Source organism: Achromobacter sp. 1012554356, assembly GCF_059760815.1.
Window position 1 is genome coordinate 18,490 of the sequence record NZ_JCBANC010000026.1, and the last position, 17,651, is coordinate 36,140.

Here is a 17,651-nt window from a genome sequence, read left to right on the forward strand (position 1 = left end):
GCCGATGCCGGGCAGTGCTAGGATGCGCACATGACTTCCATCCTGCATGCCCACCCCATCGACCCCGCCGTCCGCGAACGCGTCATGGCGACGCTGCAAGACATCGAGCGGCGCCACGACGTGCGCGTACTGCTCGCCTGCGAATCCGGCAGCCGTGGCTGGGGCTTTGCCTCGCCCGACAGCGACTACGACGTGCGCTTTCTTTACGTGCACAAGCTGGACTGGTATCTGCGCGTGGCGCCGCAACGCGATGTGATCGAGCTGCCCATCGACGACGAACTGGACGTCTCGGGCTGGGAGCTGCGCAAGTCCCTGCAACTCTTGCGCGGCTCGAACCCCACGCTTTTCGAGTGGCTGGATTCGCCCATCATCTATCGCCAGGACGACACGGTCAGCGCGTGGCTGCGGCATTTCCGCAGCGCGTACTTTTCCAACACCAAGGGCCGCTGGCATTACGTGTCGATGGCGGGCCGCAACTTCCGTGAATTCCTGCAGGGCGAGACAGTGCGCTTGAAGAAGTACCTGTACGTGCTGCGCCCCGTGCTGGCCGCCCAATGGATCGACAGCGGCCGTGGCGTGCCCCCGATGCGCTTCGCCGATCTGGCCGACGTCATCATCACCGACGCCGCCCTGCGCGCCGAAGTCAACGAACTGCTGGCCATCAAGATGGCGGCCGGCGAGGGCGAGCACGGCCCGCGCTTCCCGCTGATCCACGCGTATCTGGAATCGACCCTGGCCGAACTGGAAAATGCGCCCTTTTTCGATCGGCCCGACGGCCAGACCGAGACGCTGGACCGGTTTTTGTATGAGGTCGTCACGGGTGCGCCGCTGACGTATTGAGGTGCTGCGACGGGGGGCTGACACCCGGACGGGAAGATCGTCAATTTGGCGAAGGTGTCTGACACCCGGACGGGAAGGTCGTCAAATTGGCGAAGGTGTCTGACACCCGGACGGGAAGGTCGTCAATTTGGCGAAGGTGTCTGACACCCGTGGAATTGACCACCAGCTTGAGACGGCGTCTCAGGGGTGTCAGACACCTTTTCAAGTTTGAGACGGCGCTTCATCGGTGTCTGACACCGTTTCGCATGATTGGGCCGTTGATCCTCCAATCACTGGTGTCCTTCGCGTTGGCGCGCCTGCCATCCTTGCCGTGCGCGGACGCGATTGACGTATCATCGTCGGCCCCTTCTCTTTGATGGAACGATCCCGCATGTCCGACACCACCACGCCCTTCGACGTCCAGACTTATATCGCCCAAAGCTTGGAAGGCATGCAGGCCGCCACGGCGGCGCATTGCGCGACCTGGCATCTGGACGAGGCCGAGCAATGGTCGGTGGACATGGATAGCGGCCTGATCGTGTTCCAGCTTCCGGGTGGCATCGTCGCCACCGCGCCGGTGCAGATCATCGGCACGTCCAACAGCGAAGACGGCAGTTTCCTGTGGGGCTGGGATCATCCGTCCGTGCCCCCGGAGCTCGCCGAGCACGCGCAACTGGCGCTGGCCTTCGGGCGCGCGCATGGGCTGCAGGCCTACACCACGCGCAAGGTCGATTGCGACGATGCCCAGGCCTGGGCGTTCACGGCCGTCGCAATGCGTCTGGGTGAAGCCTCCGGCACGTATCGCGCGCAGGCGTCTGAAACGGCGCATGTGTGGATGACGTTCGGGAAAGTGTCGCTGTCGAAGGCAGAAAGCGAATGACGGTGGCATTCGGGGCCATCGGCCTGTTGCTGGCCGTTGCTCTGTGCGCACTGGTGCATGTGACGGTGATGGCTTTCGCGGGACGCGCGTTGGGCGTGGCTCTGGACGAGCTGTCGTTCGGGCTGGGGCCGCGCCTGTTGCGGCTGGGCAGGGTCAGTATTCGGCTGCTGCCTGTCGGCGGCGCGGTCCGCTTCCAGACGGCGGGCGCTACGATGCTGGCGGATGGCACGATGCCGGCAGACGTCGCAACGCCGACGGCCGCCACGATGCCGGCGGACGAAGCGGACGTTGACCCGCGACACCTGGAAGCGCAGCCGCTCTGGGCGCAACTGTTCATCGGCGCGTCCGGCTGCTTCGCGCTGATCGCGCTGGCGTGCGCGCTGCTGGGCGGCATGGCGGGCGTGCATGCGCTGGCGGATGGATTTGCGAACATCGTCAGCGGCGCGCTGTCGCCACTGCACACGGCGCAGGCGCTGCTGGCCCGTGTCGATGCCGCCGCGCACGGTCTGCCCTTCCCCATGTTGCTGGGCCTGACCGCCGCCACGACGGCCGCGCTTAACCTGCTGCCGTTGCCGGGCGCGAACGGCGGCTATCTGCTGGGCGCGCTGGGGAAAAGCGCCGGCTTGGGCAAGCACTGGCCGGCTTCCCTCACGCAGATCCTGCTGCTGGCTTATGTTGCGCTCGCGGCGTCCTGGCTCGTCGCGGCGGTGGTTTATCTCAGCAACGGAGTCTGACACCCCGGCGAGATGAAGCAGGTGTCTGACACCCCGGCAAGATGGCCGTCAACTTGAGACGGCATCTCATGGGTGTCAGACACCTTCTCCAACTTGCGACGACATCTCATGGGTGTCAGACACCTTCTCCAACTTGCGACGACATCCCACGGGTGTCAGCCCCCTTCGCGCCTTACCGGTACAGCACCGTCGGCAGCCACATGCCGATCGCCGGGAACATGTACAGCAGGAAGATCGCGACCACCTGGATTCCCATGAACGGCATCATGCCCATGAAGATCTGGTTCAGCGTCACGTGCGGCGGTGATACGCCCTTCAGGTAGAAGGCCGACATGGCCACCGGTGGGGAAAGGAACGCGGTCTGCAGGTTCAGCGCCACCAAGAGGCCGAAGAACAGCGGGTCGATGCCGAACGTGTTGAGCAGCGGCACGAAGATCGGCATGAAGATCACGATGATCTCGGTCCACTCCAGCGGCCAGCCGAGCAGGAAGATGATGATCTGCGCCAGCAGCAGGAACTGGATCGGCGTCAGGCCCAGCGACAGCACCCATTCCTCGATGATGCGCTGGCCGCCCAGCAGCGCGAACGCCGCTGAAAAAATCGACGACCCCACGAATAGCCAGCACACCATGGCGGTGGTCTTGGCCGTCAGGAACACCGATTCGCGCAGCACCGGCAAGTTCAGCCTGCGATACGCCAGCGCCAGCAGCGCGCCGCCCATCGCGCCCATGGCGGCGGCCTCGCTGGGCGTGGCCAGGCCGAAGCCGATCGATCCCAGCACGGCCGCAATCATCACCGCTAGCGGGAAGAACGACGCCATCAGCATCTTGAAGATTTCCAGCCGCGCCCACGTCAGCGCTGCATAGAAGACCGCCAGTATCGCCGCGCACACGCCTGCGAAGATCCAGAAGCCGGTGGGCGTGGGCTTGCGGGCGTCGGCCTCCGGTGCGGCCTGCTGCGCAGGCGCGGCCGCGCCAGCCGGCGGCTGGGCAGCAGGCGTGCCCGGCGGTTCGCTCAAGCCCGACGCGGCGGGCGCGCTCCCCGGCGGTTCGGCGAGTTCGTTGGACGGCGGTTCGGGCAGATCGTTTGACGGCGGCTCGGCCAAACCGTCTACGGGTGGTTCGCTCAATCCGGATCCGGAATCGAAACCGCCAGAACCCAATTGCAGTTCGGCCGGAATCTCGTATTGCACGGCGGGCTTGGTCAGCGCGTGATGCACCACCGCCAGCATCAGCACCGTCACCAGGAGCGGCGCCAACGCCATCGCCATGTTGCGCGTCAGATAGCCAAAAGACACCGCGCTGTTGCGCCGGCCCTTGAACATGGCGGCCAGCATGCCCGATACGGCGCGTGTGTAGGGACCCGCGGCAAGCGCCGCCGTGCCGGGCGACAGCGGCACGCCACGCTCGCTCTCGGGCAGCGGCGGCGCCATGTCGGGACGCAGCTTCGCCACGAGGATGACGTACAGCATGTACAGAATCGCCAGCATGATGCCGGGAAACAGCGCGCCGGCATATAGCTGCACCACCGACACGCCCGTGGTGGCGCCATACACGATCAGCATCACCGATGGCGGCAGCAGGATGCCCAGGCACCCGCCCGCCGTAATGGAACCCGCCGTCAGGCGCACGCTGTAGCCCGCCTTAAGCATGGCCGGCATCGCCAGCAGGCCCATCAATGTGACCACCGCCCCGACGATGCCCGTCGCGGTCGCGAAGATCGCGCAAGTCGCCAGTGTGGCCACCGCCAGCGCGCCTGGCAGCCGCGCCAACGCCAGATGCATCGACCGGAAGAGCTTTTCGATCAGGTTGGCGCGTTCGACCAGATAGCCCATGAACACGAAAAGCGGAATCGAGATCAGCGAATCGTTGGTCATGGTGGCGTACGTGCGCTGCACCATCAGATCCAGCGTTTGGCCCAGGGACCGCCCCGGGTCCGAACTCTGCATGTAATACGCCAGGAACGTGAACAGCACGCCCATGCCCATCAACGTGAACGCCGTGGGAAAGCCCAGCATGATCGCCACCACGATCAAGGCCAGCATCAGCAGCCCGATGTGACCGGTGGTGAGGTTGTCCCACGGCGTGAGGAACGCGATCATCAGGAGCACCAGCGCGATGCACGACAGGCCGAACCACAATGCCTTGTGGATTTTCATCGCAGGGACTCCCCGGATTTGACGTAGCGATCAAGCTTGGCGATGTCTTCGTCCTTCACGTGCACCATCTCCTTGAGCTTGTCGACGTCCACTTCCTCGACGTCCTCTTCACGCGACGGCCAGGTGCCGTGCTTCAGGCACAGAATGCAGCGCATGACCTCGGCCACGCCCTGCAGCAAGAGGACCGCGCCCGCGGCAGGAATGAAGGCCTTGAATGGATAGATCGGGGGCCCGTTGGCCATCAGCGACGAATGCTCTCGGATGGCGATGGAATAACCGGCGTAGTACCAGCCGGCCCACACCAGCGCGATGACGCCCGGAAAGAAAAAGACGATGAAGAGCAGCAAGTCCAGTCCGCCCTGCACGCGCGGCGGCAGAAAGCCGTACAGGATGTCCCCGCGCACGTGCCCGTTCTTGGCCAGCGTATACGCCCCGGCCATCATGAACAGAATGCCGTAGTACATCATCTGCAGGTCGAACGCCCAGGCGCTGGGCTGGTTCAGGATGTAGCGCGCCGCGACTTCCCAGCACACATGCAGCGTCAGCACGACGATCAACCAGGCAAAGGTCTTGCCCACGAAGGTGGAGATGCGATCTATGAAACGTATGATTCGGATCATCGAAGGTCCTGGAGTCGGACCCGTTCATGCCGCCGCAAACCTGCCGGCAACGCGCACGGGCCCTGGACGCATGGCGAAACGCCGCGCGCCGGCAGGGGCGCGCGGGTGCGGCGCAAGTCGGCGTCAGGCCTGCTTGGAGCTGCGCGAGAAGTAGTGGTTGTAGGCCATGCGATGATTGACCGTCGTGTCGCCGTGCCAGCGGCCCACGCGCTCGGCGAACGTGCGCTGCGAGTCCAGCACCTTCTTGAAGAGCGGATTCTCGGCGGACCGCTTGGCGATCATGTCGTCCCAGATCTTGAGCTGCTGTTGCAGGATCGCGTCCGGCGTCTTGTAGAACTTGACGTTGTGCTCCTTCTGCAGCTTGATGTAGTCCTGCGAATAGCGGTTCGCCGCCTTCCAGGACATGTCCGCGCTGGACGCCTGGGCCGCGTAGCTCAGGATGTGCTTCAAGTTGTCCGGCAAGGCGTCGTACTTTGCCTTGTTGAACATCACCTCGAATTGTTCCGCGCTCTGGTGAAAGCTCTGCAGCATGCAGATCTTGGAGACGTCCTGGAATCCCAGCGCCAGATCGGAAGACGCGTTGTTGAATTCCGCGCCGTCCAGCAGCCCCCGGTCCAGCGCCGGCACGATTTCACCGCCCGGCAGCGCGTTCACGGCCGCGCCCATTGCGGTGTACATGTCGATCGCCAGGCCCACCGTGCGGAACTTTACGCCCTTGACGTCCTCGACCTTGGTAACGGGCCGCTTGAACCAGCCAAACGGCTGGGTCGGCATCGGCCCGTACATCAGGGACTGTACGTTCACACCCATGGCCTTCTGGATCTCGACCAGCAGCTCCTTGCCGCCGCCGTATTCGTGCCAGGCCAGCAGCATATTGGCGTCCATCCCGAAGGACGGACCCGAGCCCCACAGCGCCACGGCCGTGTTCTTGCCGTACCAGTAGGCCACCACGCCGTGGCCGCCATCCAGCGTCCCGGCCGACACCGCATCCAGCAGGTCGAACGCCTTGACTACGGCGCCCGCGGGCAGCACTTCGATCTTCAACTGGCCGCCGGCCATCTCGTTGACCTTGTTGGCGTAGTCGCGAGCGAATTCGTGAAAGATGTCGGTCGCGGGCCAGGTGCTTTGAAAGCGGAAGGAGATGGGCGCGTTCTGCGCCTTGGCGATGGCGGGAAATCCTAGCGCCGCGACCCCCGCGGCGGCTGCGCCAGAGATGAATTTGCGGCGGCGGGGCTTTGTAACGTGTTGCATGGCTTGTTGTCTCCTGGGGTGGACTACATGGACCAGCGTGTTGTTACTACGGCTGCAAGGGTGTGGCACAGATTGGCTGCGGCGAGCCATCCGATGCCGATTGATGCGTCTGATGCGCAACTTTGGAGTGATTAAACCTGCCTGACAAACGGCTGACAATCAGCTTTTAGTCAGGAATTACCCTAGAAAACGGACTAGCCTGAAATAGCAAAAGGCCAGCGCGCCGCTTGGCGCGGCGTGCTGGCCCGATGCGGTGAAAGACGGTCGCTATACCGCCGACACGGAACCTGCTTCTCCCCCGCCCTGCAACTGTGGTGGCGAAGTCACGATCGACGTCAGCGCCGGTTCGGCGGGACGCAATGCCGCCAGATCCGGCCTTGGGCGCCGCAACACGTCCGAGCCCGCAAACGCCTGTTCCATCGCCTGCGCCGCGGCCAGCACTTCACGGTCGCCGCGAAAGCGCCCCACGATCTGCAGTCCGAACGGCATGCCATGCGCATCGCGTCCGCACGGCAACGTCAGCGCCGGGTGCGTGGTCAGCGTGACCACGTACGTCAGTGCCAGCCAGCGGTAGTAGTTCTCCTGCGCGACGCCGTTGATCTTGTCCGCGTACAGCTGCGTCCATGGAAACGGCGAGACCGGCGTGGTGGGCGAAAGGATGAGGTCGTAATCGTCATAGGCGCGCTGGAACCGCTTGATCAGACGCGTCTGCTCGGCCTGCGCCCACGCGCAGTCCTTCAGGCTCATCGCCGCGCCCATCTCGAAGTTGGCGCGGGTGTTGGGACCGAGGCTGGACGGGTCTTTCTCGTAGGCGTCGCGCATGCCCGCCACGAAGGCTTCCGCGCGCAGCACGTCAAAGCACCGATGGGCCTCGCCCACATCCAGGTCGATCGGATCGCAGGCGGCAAACAGATGCCGCATCGCGGCGATCTTTTCGCGGAAGGTGGCACGAATGCCATCGTCCACGTCGCACGCGCCGAAGTCTTCGGTGTAGGCCACGCGCAGCGAACCCAGGTCCGCGACGCCGGGAATCAGGAATTGCAGCGGGTCCAGCGGATAGCTGAGCGGATCGCCGGCGTGCATGCCCGCGGAAGCGGCCATCTGCAGGCAGGCGTCCGCCACCGTGCGGCCCATGGGCCCGACCACCGAGATCGGCGTCCAGCCCAGCGGTTTGCGCACGCTGGGCACGATGCCCGGGGACGGCCGGAATCCGACCACGCCGCACTTGGACGCGGGAATACGCAGCGAGCCTCCCGTGTCCGAGCCCGTGCATACCGGCAGCATGTCGGCAGCCAGCGCCGCGGCGGAACCGCCCGACGAGCCGCCGGCGTTCAGGTTCGGATTGAACGGGTTGCCGGTCGCACCCCACACCGTGTTGCGCGAGTTGGCGCCCGCGCCCATTTCGGGCACGTTGGTCTTGGCGGCGACGATGGCGCCGGCGCGGCGCAGGCGCGCCACCAGCTCGATGTCCTCGTCGGGCACGTGGCCGCGATACAAGGGCGAACCGTACGTGGTCAACACACCAGCCGTGGGTTCCAGATCCTTCACCCCCATCGGCAGACCGTGCAACAGGCCCAGCGGTTCGCCCGCCATCACGGCGCGCTCGGCGGCGCGCGCCTCCGAGCGCGCCCGCTCGTAGGCGGTGGCGGTGACGGCGTTGATATACGGGTTCACGGCCTGGATCCGCGCGATGCAGGCCTCCAGCAGTTCCACCGGCGAAAGCTGGCGGGCGCCGATCATGCGCCGCAGCTCGACCGCCGTCAGGGATACCAGGGTGTCGTCCAATGCCATCGTCGTCTTCCTTCAGTCGATCTTGATGTTGGCCCGCTGCGCGACTTCACGCATGACGGGCAGTTCCTGCTGGATCAGCGCTTCGCCCTCGGCAGCGCTGGCGAAAGCGGCTTCGAAACCTTGCGCCTCCAGGCTCTTGACCACTTCGGGCGATTCAACGGTGGCTTTCAGCGCCTTCTCCAGCCGCGTCTTCACGTCGGCCGGCAAGCCGCGCGGCGCGGCGACCATCAGCCACGTATCCATGGCGACCGAGGGGTAGCCCTGTTCCGCGAACGTCGGCACGTCGAGCAAGAACGCGGAGCGCTTGGGAGCGGACACCGCCAGCACGCGCACCTTGCCCTGCTTGCTTTGCGGCAGCGCCGCGGCCACGGTGTCGACCGAAAACGGAATCTGTCCGCCGATCAGGTCCGTCATTGCGGGCGAGCTGCCCTTGTACGGCACGTGCGTCATCTTCAACTTGGCCGCCGACGTGAACGCCTCGCCCACGAAATGCGCCGTGGTGCCGGTGCCGAACGAGCCGTACGGCGGCTGGTCGTGGGCCGGATCCTTCACATAGGCCACGAATTCCTTCAGGTCCTTGACCGGCACTTTGGGGTTGGCGAGCAGCGCGAGCCCCGTGCGGCCGACGATGCCGATGGGTTCAAAGCTCTTGACCGGGTCGTACGGCAGGTTGTTCTGGATGGCCGGGTTGACCGTGAACGTCGTGCCGGAGCTGACCAGCAGCGTGTAGCCGTCGGGCGCGGCCTTGGCGACGAAGCTGGCGCCAATCACCGTACCCGCGCCAGCGCGGTTTTCCACCACGACCGTGCGGCCCAATTCCTGTCCCAGTTTCTGCGCCACCACGCGGCCCAGCACATCGGTGGCGCCACCCGGCGGGAAGGGCACGACCAGCGTGAGCGGCCGGCTGGGATAGGCATCCTGGGCCACCGCAGGCGCGACGGCGCCGACGGTGCTGGCAAAAGCGAGACTGACTGCAAGAAACGAGGTTTTCATGGCGGTGCTCGAAGGGAAGTGGTGGAAAAGCGGCGCGTCTGTCGGCGCCTAGTTGCCGGCCGCGAGCGATCGCCCGCGGCTCAGGAATCGGTCATATTCTTCGTCGGGCACGAACAGCCCGCCGGTGGTCCAGGCCAGGTGCGTGGCGCGCGGCAGATGCGCGTCAAGGCCCTGCGCGCGCAGCCATGCCCGGCCGGCTTCGGTGCCGCACAGGTGGCGCGGCCCGCTGAACCCGGCCGCGGCGGACGGTTCGATGCGCAGGCCCTCGCTGTCCTTCAGGCGGGCCAGGTCCGCGTACAGCGTGTCGTCTTCCACGGTGTAGACGCCGCCCAGATGCGCGCCCACGGCCGCATAGGCCAGTTCCGATGCCGTCGGGACGGCCAGGCCGTCGGCCTCGGTCACGTTGGTCAAGCCCACGTCGTACACCGACGCGGACGCCGGCGCGCCCGGCAGTTCGCCCCGGCCGGCCATCATGCGCACCAGGAAACACGGCGACTGCACCGGCTCGGCAAAGAAGCAATGCACGTGCGGGCCGAAGAGTTGCTTCAGGCCGAAGGCGATTCCGCCCGGCGCCCCGCCCACGCCACAAGGCAGGTAGACGAACAAGGGATGCTCGGCATCGACACGCACGCCCGCATCGGCCAGTTGCGTGCGCAGGTGCAGCGCGGCGGCGGCGTAGCCCAGGAACAGCGACGCCGAACGCTCGTCGTCGACGAAATAGCCAAAGGGATCGGCTTCGACCTGCGCGCGGCCCGCGGCCACCGCCTTTTCGTAGTCGCCCGCGTGCTCGACGACCTCGACTCCGCGTGCACGCAGTCGTGCCTTCTTCCATTCCTTGGCATCGGCGGACATATGCACGGCCGACCGGAACCCCAGCGCCGATGCAATCACGCCGATGGACAGGCCCAGGTTGCCGGTGGAGCCCACGGCAACTTGATAGCGGCCGAAAACGGCCCGGGCTTCGGGGCCGGCCAGTTTCCGGTAGTCGTCGCCCGGGCACAGCAGGCCTTCCCGCAGCGCCAACGATTCGGAAAATTCCAGCACTTCGTGGATGCCGCCCCGCGCCTTGATCGAACCGGCCACCGGCAGCGCATGGTCTGCCTTGATCCACAAGCGTCCGTCATGGTGCGGCAGGCCGATGGCCGCCTGCATGGCGGCGGCGGGCAAAAGCGGCGACTCGATCACGCCGCGCGTCTCGGCCAATTCCGGAAACAGTTCGGCCAGCAGCGGGGCGAATCGCGCAAAGCGCTCCTGCGCGGACAGCACTTGATCCATCAGGAAGTGCGCGCCCGGCCCGCCAGCGGTGGCGGTCGTGACAGTCCCGGTCCACAGCACCGGCTTTGCCTGCCGCAGGGAATCCAGAACGGGAGAATGGGAGGAAGCGTCGGGTTGAAACATGGCTGTGGCAGCAAATGGAAAGCGCAAATAATGCCCACATCCTAGAGGTGGCCAGCGCTTTGCAGCAATATCAATGGTTAGAATTCTTCTTTGCGTTTTCCGCAAACCTTGGAACTGACCATGAACCCTCGCGTCCTGCAGGAGATTTCCCTGCGATATTTCCTGGAAGTCGTGCGCACCGGCTCGGTCAGCGAGGCCGCGGGCAGGCTGGACGTCGCCCCCTCGGCCGTCAGCCGGCAGATCGCCCGTATCGAACGTGAATTGGGCACCTTGCTGTTCGAGCGCCGCGCGCGCGGCATGGTCCCGAACGCCGCGGGCGAACTGCTGGCCGCGCACGCCAAACGCATGCAGCAGGACGTGGAGCGCGTGGCCGGCGACATCCTGGCGCTGCGCGGGCTGCGCCAGGGCCATGTGCGCATCGTCAGCACCGAGGGTTATGCGTCAGAGTTCGTGCCGGCGGCCATCGCGGCCTTCCGGCAGCACTATGCGGGGATCCGGTTCTCGCTGGACGTTTGCTCGCAACAAGAGATCCCCCAGCGCATCCGTGATGGGTCGGCGGATATTGGCGTTACCCTCAGCCTCACGTCGCAGCGCGACATCCGGGTGGAAGCGCGCGTGCCGGCGCCGGTGCGCGCGATCCTCGCGGCCGACCATCCGCTGGCCGACCGGCGCGAGATGGCGCTGGCGCAATTGATGGCGTATCCGCTGGCCCTGCCCAGCCCCGATTCCACCCTGCGCCAGCTGATCGACATCAGTTGCAGCCGCCAGCAACTACATTGCGAGCCGGCATTCACCAGCCGCAGCATCGACGCCCTGGTCGGCTTTGCCAGCGCGGGCGGCGGCGTCGCCTTCTGCGGGGAACTCGCCATCCGCAACCGCCTGCAATGGGGAAGAATCGTCGCCGTGCCGCTCCGCGACCGCGAAATGAACGAACGCCACTTCGAGGTGCAGACGCTGGCCGGCCGCATCATGCCCGAGGCCGCCAAGGCCTTCATCGCCAGCATCGCGGAGACCGCGCGGGCGGCCTCCGGACCGGTCGGGCCCGCGTAATGCCGGGCCACGTAATGCCCGCGATCAATACTGGTAGCGCATCGTCAGCATCGCGCTGCGTCCCGCGGCCCACGCGCCTTGGCTGTAAAAGCCGATCTGGCTGTAGTACTTGCGGTCGAACACGTTGTTCACGTTCACCTGCGCCGACAGGCTGCGGTTGAAGCGGTAACGCGCCATCAGGTTGGTGATGGCGTAGCTGCCCTGGCCCACGCGCTCGTCGCCGTTGGGGCCGCTGGCGATGGTGTAGACGTGGCTCTGCCAGTTCACGCCGCCGCCCACCGTCAGGCGGTTCCAGTCGCCCGGCAACTGATACGTGGTGAAGACGCGCACCAGGCTGCGCGGCTGGTCGGTCTGGATCGCGTTGCCCTCGCCGTCGCTGGCGGTCCAGTGGGACCATCCCGCAGCCACGTTCCAGCCCGGCGTCACTTCACCCGACACTTCCAGGTCGAAGCCGCGGCTGCGCGTGCCTTGTGCGGCCGTGTAGGCCTGATTGGTCGTGCCCGGCACCATCTGGCCCGGGTCGGCCTGCGCCACGTTGTCCTGGTCGATCTGGAAAACGGCGGCGCTGGCGTTCAGGCGGCCCTCCAGCCATTCGCCTTTGATGCCGGCCTCGTACGACTTGCCTTCCAGCGGATCGAGCCAATTGCCGTTGCGGTCCTGGTAGGTCTGCGGATTGAAGATGCTTGTGTAGCTGACGTAGGCCGTGTAGGTGTCGTTGATGTCGTACAGCAGGCCGGCGTAGGGCGTGAAGGCGTTCTTGTCGAACTCCGTGCGGCCTTCCCCGCCAAAGCCGATCGAGTTGGTCTTCCAGGTGCTGTAGCGCCCGCCGACGATGAGTTTCAGCGGATCGGCAAGGTTCAGGCGCAGCGCGCCGTACCAGCCCGTCTGCGTGGTGGTGTAGCGGTTGGCAATGGTGGAATCGTTCCAGTCGGGTTCGGGATACGAGCCGTTCCACTCAAGGAAGTTGCCCACGCCTGCCGCATTGATGGCCGAGCGGTAGTTGAAGTCGCCCTTCTGCCGGTTGAAGCTGGCGCCCACCACGGCTTCGTGGCGGCGGCCAAACAGCGTGAACGGTCCATTCGCCTTCAGATCCAGCGCATTCTGCTTGCGGTCGCCCAGGTACCAGGCGGGCGACGCGCCCATGCCGAGGCCGGTCTCGCGATCCGGCCAGCCGTACAGGTACAGCAGCTTGCCGTCCATTTCATTCTTGGAATACGAGCCCACCGCCTGCACGCGCCAGTCGTTGTCGAAACGATGTTCCAGGCTGGCGAAGGCGCCCTGCGTGGTGCTGCCCCACGAGCTCCACCGCGCGCCGGTGTTCAGCGACCGCCGCCAATCGGTGCGGCCGCCGTCGGCGTACCAAAGCGGAAAGCCGCCCCAACTGCTGCCCTGCGGCTCGTTGTCCTGGTAGTTGTAGCCCACGCTGAGCGTGGTGCGCGAGGTCAGGTCGGCGTCCACCACGCCGTAGAAGACCTTTTTCTTGTTCTGGTAGTAGTCCAGGAACGACCGGTTGTCCTGGTACGCCGAGACGATGCGGCCGCGCACGGTGCCTTCGGCATTGAGCGGCGTCGACAGGTCGGCCGTCACGCGATAGGTGTCCCAGTTGCCCACGCCCGCGCTCAGGTCCGCCTTGAACTCACGGCTGTCGGCGTGCTTGCGCACCAGGTTGATTGAGGCGGACGGATTGCCTGCGCCCGTCATCAGGCCCGTCGCGCCGCGCACGACTTCCACGCGGTCATAGATGATGGGATCGACGGAAGACTCGCCCGCCGCATAGCCCACATCGAAGGACGTGGGCACGCCGTCGTACATGTAATTGCTGATGCTGAAGCCGCGCGAGTTGAACGTGTAGCGCTCACTGTCGAAGTTCTGCACCGAAATGCCGGGCGTGCTGCCCATGACGTCGGCCAGCGACCGCATGTCCTCGTCGTCCATGCGCTGACGCGTCATCACGGTCACCGACTGCGGCGTCTCGCGCAGCGACAGCGACAGCCCCGTGCTGGCTGCGGTGGAACGCGGCGTATAGGACCCCGTCCCCTCGGTGGTGTTCGGATTAGCGTTGTCGCCCACCACCTGCACCGAGGGCAGCGTCGACACGCTGGCGTCCTGCGCGGCAACTGCCCCGGAGGCCAACGCCAGGAAAACCGCCGCAGACGTGCGGCGCAGCACGAAACGTGGGTGAACGATTGAGCCGCGTCCGGCGCGTCTTTCTGCTTGCATTGGAGCTTCCTACCGAGTGAGTCTAAGGGGGACAAATCGGCACGAAGTTTAAATGCAAATCCTTCTCATCTCCATCTACTGTTGTTTTTTTCCACTGTTCGCGTCAACCCGAGGCCTTGCCCGGCCGCTGCACCGCGCGCACCTTGCCGCTCTCGCCGCCGCCGCAATAGAACCGGGCGCCGCCGTCGGACTCCAGGCCCGACACGCCCACGCCCGCCGGCATCTCGACCGCTTCCAGCACTTCGCCCGTGCGCGGTTCAAGACGCCGCAATTCGCTTTCTTCGGCTTCCCACGTGCCGTGCCATAGCTCACCGTCCACCCACGTAACGCCCGTCACGTAGCGATTGGAATCGATGGTGCGCAGCACGTTGCCGGTCTCGGGATCGACCTGGTGGATCTTGCGGTCGCGGTAGGCGCCGACCCACAGGCTGCCTTCCGCCCAGGCAAGGCCAGACACGCCCTCGCCGCCCGGCGCCGGAATGGTGGACAGCACGTTCCCGCTTTGCGGATCGACCTTCTGGATCCGGCCATCGGCGATCTGATAGAGGTGCGTGCCGTCAAAGGCCGTGCCGGCATTGGCCGTGATGTCGAGAGAGCGCGACGTCTGTCCGGTGACCGGGTCCAGGGCAACGAGGCTGTCGCCCGTGGCGAACCACACCTGCTTGCCGTCGTACGTCAGCCCATGGACGGCCTCGACGCCCGGGAATGGGCCATATTCGCGGAGGATTTCGGCTTGTGATCGTTTCATGATGGCTTCCTGTTGTAGGCATGCATCCATGCTACTGGCCGGGCAAAATCGCCGGGAGTAACAAGCTTGTCGCGAATCCGGGCACCGGCGGCAGCATCCAGCGCCGCGCGCGTCCCTGGCCGAAGGCCTGCACCTTGCCGGCCTCGGCCAGCGCCTCCAGTGCGCGCTGCACGGTGCGCTGGCTGGAGCCCAGCACCAGCGCCAGCGCCGAACTCGACCAGCCTTCGCCATCGGCCAGAAAGGCCAGCAGCGCGCCCTGCTCCGGATCCGCTTCTTCGCCAGCAGGCGCCAGCACCGTGACGCCGCCCGTGCCGGCCGGCGTGAGCGTATAGCCGTGCGGAGTGGACTGGATGCCGGCCAGCGGGCGGATCGCGGTGCGTAGACGGCCCATTTCGACGCGCAGGCGCGCGCGGTGCGTCTCGTCGAAATAGCGCGTGCGAAACGCCTGGGCGATAAGCGCATCGCGCGTGACGTCCTGCGGCCAGGCCTGCGCCAGCGCCCGCACCAACGCAAACAGCACGGGACGGCCAGCCAGCGAGACCGTCGTTTGCGCACCGCGCACGGCGTACCGGCAGGCGTCCACCACCAGCGTTCCCGACGCCAGCAAGGCCTCAACTTCGTCCAGCGACACCGTGCATTCGCCAGCCTGTCCCATGCGCCGGGCGGCCGGCGCGTCCAGCGCCCGCACCGCGTGGTCCACTTCCGCCATCAGCGCCGGAATCCCGGCTTGCTCGGCGCAGCGTCCCGCACGCGTCAGCGCGGCCCGGGCCTTTGCTGCCTGCTGGCGGCGTAGTGCGATGCCCGCGACGATCAACTCTTGAATGGCCTGCGAAGCCCAAGGCAGTGCGGCCGGATCCACCTCGGCCAGCGTGCGCTCGGCGTCTTCCAGCCGTCCCAGCAGCAATTGGCGGCGCGCCATCAAATGGCGGGCATGCGCCGCGTTGACCACGTCGCCCTGCGCCTGCAGCGTGGCGCGCGCGGCGTCCAGCGCCTTGTCCGGGTTGCCGAGATCGCGCGAAGCCAGCGCGACTTCCGCCTCGGCGACCACGCAGCGCGCCCGCGCCACCGCCTGCCGGGGACCGAAGGTTCGCGCGGCGCTTCGCAGCAGCGCCCTGGCGCGTGGCAGATCGCCCAATTGCGCGAAGGCGATGCCGCGCAGGGCCAGCGCGGGCGCGTCGCTGCGCAGCGCGACGTGGTTCAACGCGCCCAGCGGGTCTCCCGCCGCCAGCGCACGGGCCGCCGTTTCAATCAGAAAGTCCATGGAAGATGCGCCACCGCCTGCCCCGCTTTTCTTGACCAGGGAACAAATCTACACCGCGCGGCAGGCTGATTGCAGGGCTATTGCGCGGCCGACACCGGCAGAGAGGATCCGCCGGCCGCGCTGGGCGCCATCAAAAGCGGATACGGATTGAGCGCCCCGCCCCCCGCATAGATGCCGTAGTGCAGATGCGGCGGCGTGCCTTTGGCGTTGCCGGTATTGCCCACGAAACCCAGCACGTCGCCCGGCGCGACGAGCTGGCCGCGGCGGATATCCGCGTAGCCGTCCAGGTGCGCGTAATAGTGCATCTGCCGGCCCGGCCCCATCACCCACACCACCTGGCCGCCCAGCGTGTTCTCGCCGATGCGCGTGACCACGCCTTCGGTGGCAGACAACACCGGCGTACCGCGCTTGGCGAAGATGTCGATGCCCTGGTGCGTCCGTCCTCCCGACCGCGCCGCGCCCCAGGTGTCCGCCAGCCGCCGCGGCGCGATGCCCTGCACCGGCACGGGCAGGGACAGCGGCGCGTCCTGCCAGGACAGCCGCGCCATGTGCCAGGGCGCGCGCGCCGCCTCGGGCAGACGCGGCCAGGCCCAGACAGCCATGGCGGCAAGCGCGGCAAGGATGAAAAGTCGTCGGGCAAATCGCCAGGGGGTGCGGGCATCCATGCAACGTTCGACGGCCAGGCAGGGTCAGGGTTCCACGCCACCTGGCGGCGACACAGTATTGCAGCGCCTGTGATGCAGCACCTATGATGCGACCCCATTTTGTGGCGGCAGCTACCGCCCGGGCCGTCCCGACAGGCCCTCTCAGGCCGTCGCAGCGTGTAAACTCCCCCCTTTTTGACTCTGGTGGTATGTTGCAAGCCCCCCAGCGCACAGGTTTAAGCGGCCCGACGCTCATTCGCTTGCTGACTCGCCTGACGGACGCGGAAGTCCAGCAGTCCAGGCAGTCGCTATCCGACCATCTGAGCCAATGGCTTGGCTGGACGGACGCGATCGCCCTGTCGGCGGCGTTGAATACTAGTCCGCCGGTCATTGCGCCCGGCGCCCGCCTGTTCAGCAGCGCCGAAGAACGCGAATGCGTGCGCGTGCGCACCACCCTGGCCGACGCGATCGCCAGCGACACGGCGGCCACGGCCGCCAAGCGCGTCGCCCCGGCGCGGGCGCCCGCCAAGAAACTGGCTGCCGCCCTGGCCGAGGACGAGTTCGATTATTCGAGTTTTCGCCAGCGGTATCTGTCGTTGCAGCACACGATGGAGACCAGCATCGGCAATCTGCGCAGCCGGCTGCGCGGAATGGTCGCGGCGCGCAATGGCGAATGGACGCGCCTGGCAGTCGTGGACGCGATCATGGACCGCGCGTTGCTGCCCAAGGAGCGGGCCCTGCTAGGCGCGATTCCGAAGTTGCTGCAGACGCACTTCGACCGGCTGCGCAAGGCCGAGGAAGCAGTGCAGGCGGCGGCCCAAGCCCAGGAGGCAGACGAGGCGCCGGCCGAAGCCGGGTCTGCCGCGCCGCAAGGCGCCGACGCAGACGCGGCGGGCGATGCGGCCAAGCCCGCCCTTGAGGCCGCGCCGGCCCGCGAGACGCCGCCGGCGGCCGCGGTTACCCCCGGCGCCTGGCTGGACACGTTCCGCGCCGACATGCGCGCCGTGCTGCTGGCCGAATTGGATGTTCGTTTACAACCGGTCGAAGGGCTGCTCGCCGCCCTTCGCACCAGCTAATTAGGACA

The 17,651-nt window shown here is 66.5% G+C and carries 15 protein-coding genes; 5 read left to right on the top strand and 10 right to left on the bottom strand.

Features of this window, described 5'->3' with window-relative positions:
- Nucleotides 1-30 precede the first annotated feature (30 nt).
- From AC6LJW_RS15095 to AC6LJW_RS15105, 3 genes are all read left to right on the top strand, one after another.
- Nucleotides 31-840, top strand: a complete 810-nt coding sequence (locus tag AC6LJW_RS15095) for a nucleotidyltransferase domain-containing protein (RefSeq protein ID WP_498087679.1) — start codon at nucleotides 31-33, stop codon at nucleotides 838-840.
- A 370-nt stretch (nucleotides 841-1,210) separates the two neighbouring features.
- Nucleotides 1,211-1,699 carry a DUF6882 domain-containing protein gene (locus tag AC6LJW_RS15100; protein WP_056561820.1) on the top strand — a complete coding sequence of 163 codons (489 nt, stop codon included), beginning with the start codon at nucleotides 1,211-1,213 and terminating at the stop codon, nucleotides 1,697-1,699.
- On the top strand, nucleotides 1,696-2,433 hold the full coding sequence (locus AC6LJW_RS15105; protein WP_498087680.1) for a site-2 protease family protein: 738 nt from the start codon (nucleotides 1,696-1,698) through the stop codon (nucleotides 2,431-2,433). Before AC6LJW_RS15100 ends, AC6LJW_RS15105 begins: the two co-directional genes overlap by 4 nt.
- A 172-nt stretch (nucleotides 2,434-2,605) precedes the next feature.
- Here AC6LJW_RS15105 and AC6LJW_RS15110 read toward each other — a convergent pair whose 3' ends face one another.
- The 6 genes from AC6LJW_RS15110 to dsdA form a co-directional block, all read right to left on the bottom strand.
- Complete coding sequence (locus AC6LJW_RS15110; protein ID WP_056561825.1) at nucleotides 2,606-4,591, bottom strand: TRAP transporter large permease; 1,986 nt, start codon at nucleotides 4,589-4,591, stop codon at nucleotides 2,606-2,608.
- A complete protein-coding gene (locus AC6LJW_RS15115; protein ID WP_498087681.1) occupies nucleotides 4,588-5,211 on the bottom strand; it encodes a TRAP transporter small permease subunit in 624 nt (207 codons plus the stop codon). The genes AC6LJW_RS15110 and AC6LJW_RS15115 overlap by 4 nt, the downstream gene beginning before the upstream one ends.
- Nucleotides 5,212-5,334: 123 nt before the next feature.
- Nucleotides 5,335-6,462, bottom strand: a complete 1,128-nt coding sequence (locus AC6LJW_RS15120) for a TRAP transporter substrate-binding protein (protein ID WP_056561828.1) — start codon at nucleotides 6,460-6,462, stop codon at nucleotides 5,335-5,337.
- 267 nt (nucleotides 6,463-6,729) lie between these two features.
- A complete protein-coding gene (locus AC6LJW_RS15125; protein ID WP_427986770.1) occupies nucleotides 6,730-8,253 on the bottom strand; it encodes an amidase in 1,524 nt (507 codons plus the stop codon).
- Nucleotides 8,254-8,265: 12 nt separating this feature from the next.
- A complete protein-coding gene (locus tag AC6LJW_RS15130; RefSeq protein ID WP_498087682.1) occupies nucleotides 8,266-9,246 on the bottom strand; it encodes a Bug family tripartite tricarboxylate transporter substrate binding protein in 981 nt (326 codons plus the stop codon).
- A 48-nt stretch (nucleotides 9,247-9,294) separates the two neighbouring features.
- Complete coding sequence (gene dsdA, locus AC6LJW_RS15135; RefSeq protein WP_498087683.1) at nucleotides 9,295-10,644, bottom strand: D-serine ammonia-lyase; 1,350 nt, start codon at nucleotides 10,642-10,644, stop codon at nucleotides 9,295-9,297.
- 120 nt (nucleotides 10,645-10,764) lie between these two features.
- Here dsdA and AC6LJW_RS15140 point away from each other — a divergent pair, with 120 nt between their 5' ends.
- A complete protein-coding gene (locus AC6LJW_RS15140) occupies nucleotides 10,765-11,694 on the top strand; it encodes a LysR family transcriptional regulator (protein WP_056566593.1) in 930 nt (309 codons plus the stop codon).
- 24 nt (nucleotides 11,695-11,718) lie between these two features.
- On the opposite strand, the gene fhuE is transcribed toward AC6LJW_RS15140, so the two are convergent.
- The 4 genes from fhuE to AC6LJW_RS15160 form a co-directional block, all read right to left on the bottom strand.
- Nucleotides 11,719-13,914 carry a ferric-rhodotorulic acid/ferric-coprogen receptor FhuE gene (gene fhuE / locus AC6LJW_RS15145; RefSeq protein WP_427986772.1) on the bottom strand — a complete coding sequence of 732 codons (2,196 nt, stop codon included), beginning with the start codon at nucleotides 13,912-13,914 and terminating at the stop codon, nucleotides 11,719-11,721.
- 103 nt (nucleotides 13,915-14,017) lie between these two features.
- Nucleotides 14,018-14,662, bottom strand: a complete 645-nt coding sequence (locus AC6LJW_RS15150) for a Vgb family protein (RefSeq protein ID WP_056566594.1) — start codon at nucleotides 14,660-14,662, stop codon at nucleotides 14,018-14,020.
- Nucleotides 14,663-14,693: 31 nt separating this feature from the next.
- Nucleotides 14,694-15,923 (bottom strand): helix-turn-helix domain-containing protein, encoded by a 1,230-nt coding sequence (locus AC6LJW_RS15155; RefSeq protein WP_498087684.1) that lies wholly within the window; start codon nucleotides 15,921-15,923, stop codon nucleotides 14,694-14,696.
- Nucleotides 15,924-16,000: 77 nt separating this feature from the next.
- The gene (locus AC6LJW_RS15160) at nucleotides 16,001-16,588 is read right to left on the bottom strand and encodes a M23 family metallopeptidase (protein WP_056561840.1); all 588 of its coding nucleotides are present in this window, start codon (nucleotides 16,586-16,588) and stop codon (nucleotides 16,001-16,003) included.
- 188 nt (nucleotides 16,589-16,776) lie between these two features.
- Here AC6LJW_RS15160 and AC6LJW_RS15165 point away from each other — a divergent pair, with 188 nt between their 5' ends.
- A complete protein-coding gene (locus tag AC6LJW_RS15165) occupies nucleotides 16,777-17,643 on the top strand; it encodes a DUF3348 domain-containing protein (protein ID WP_498087685.1) in 867 nt (288 codons plus the stop codon).
- Nucleotides 17,644-17,651 lie beyond the last annotated feature (8 nt).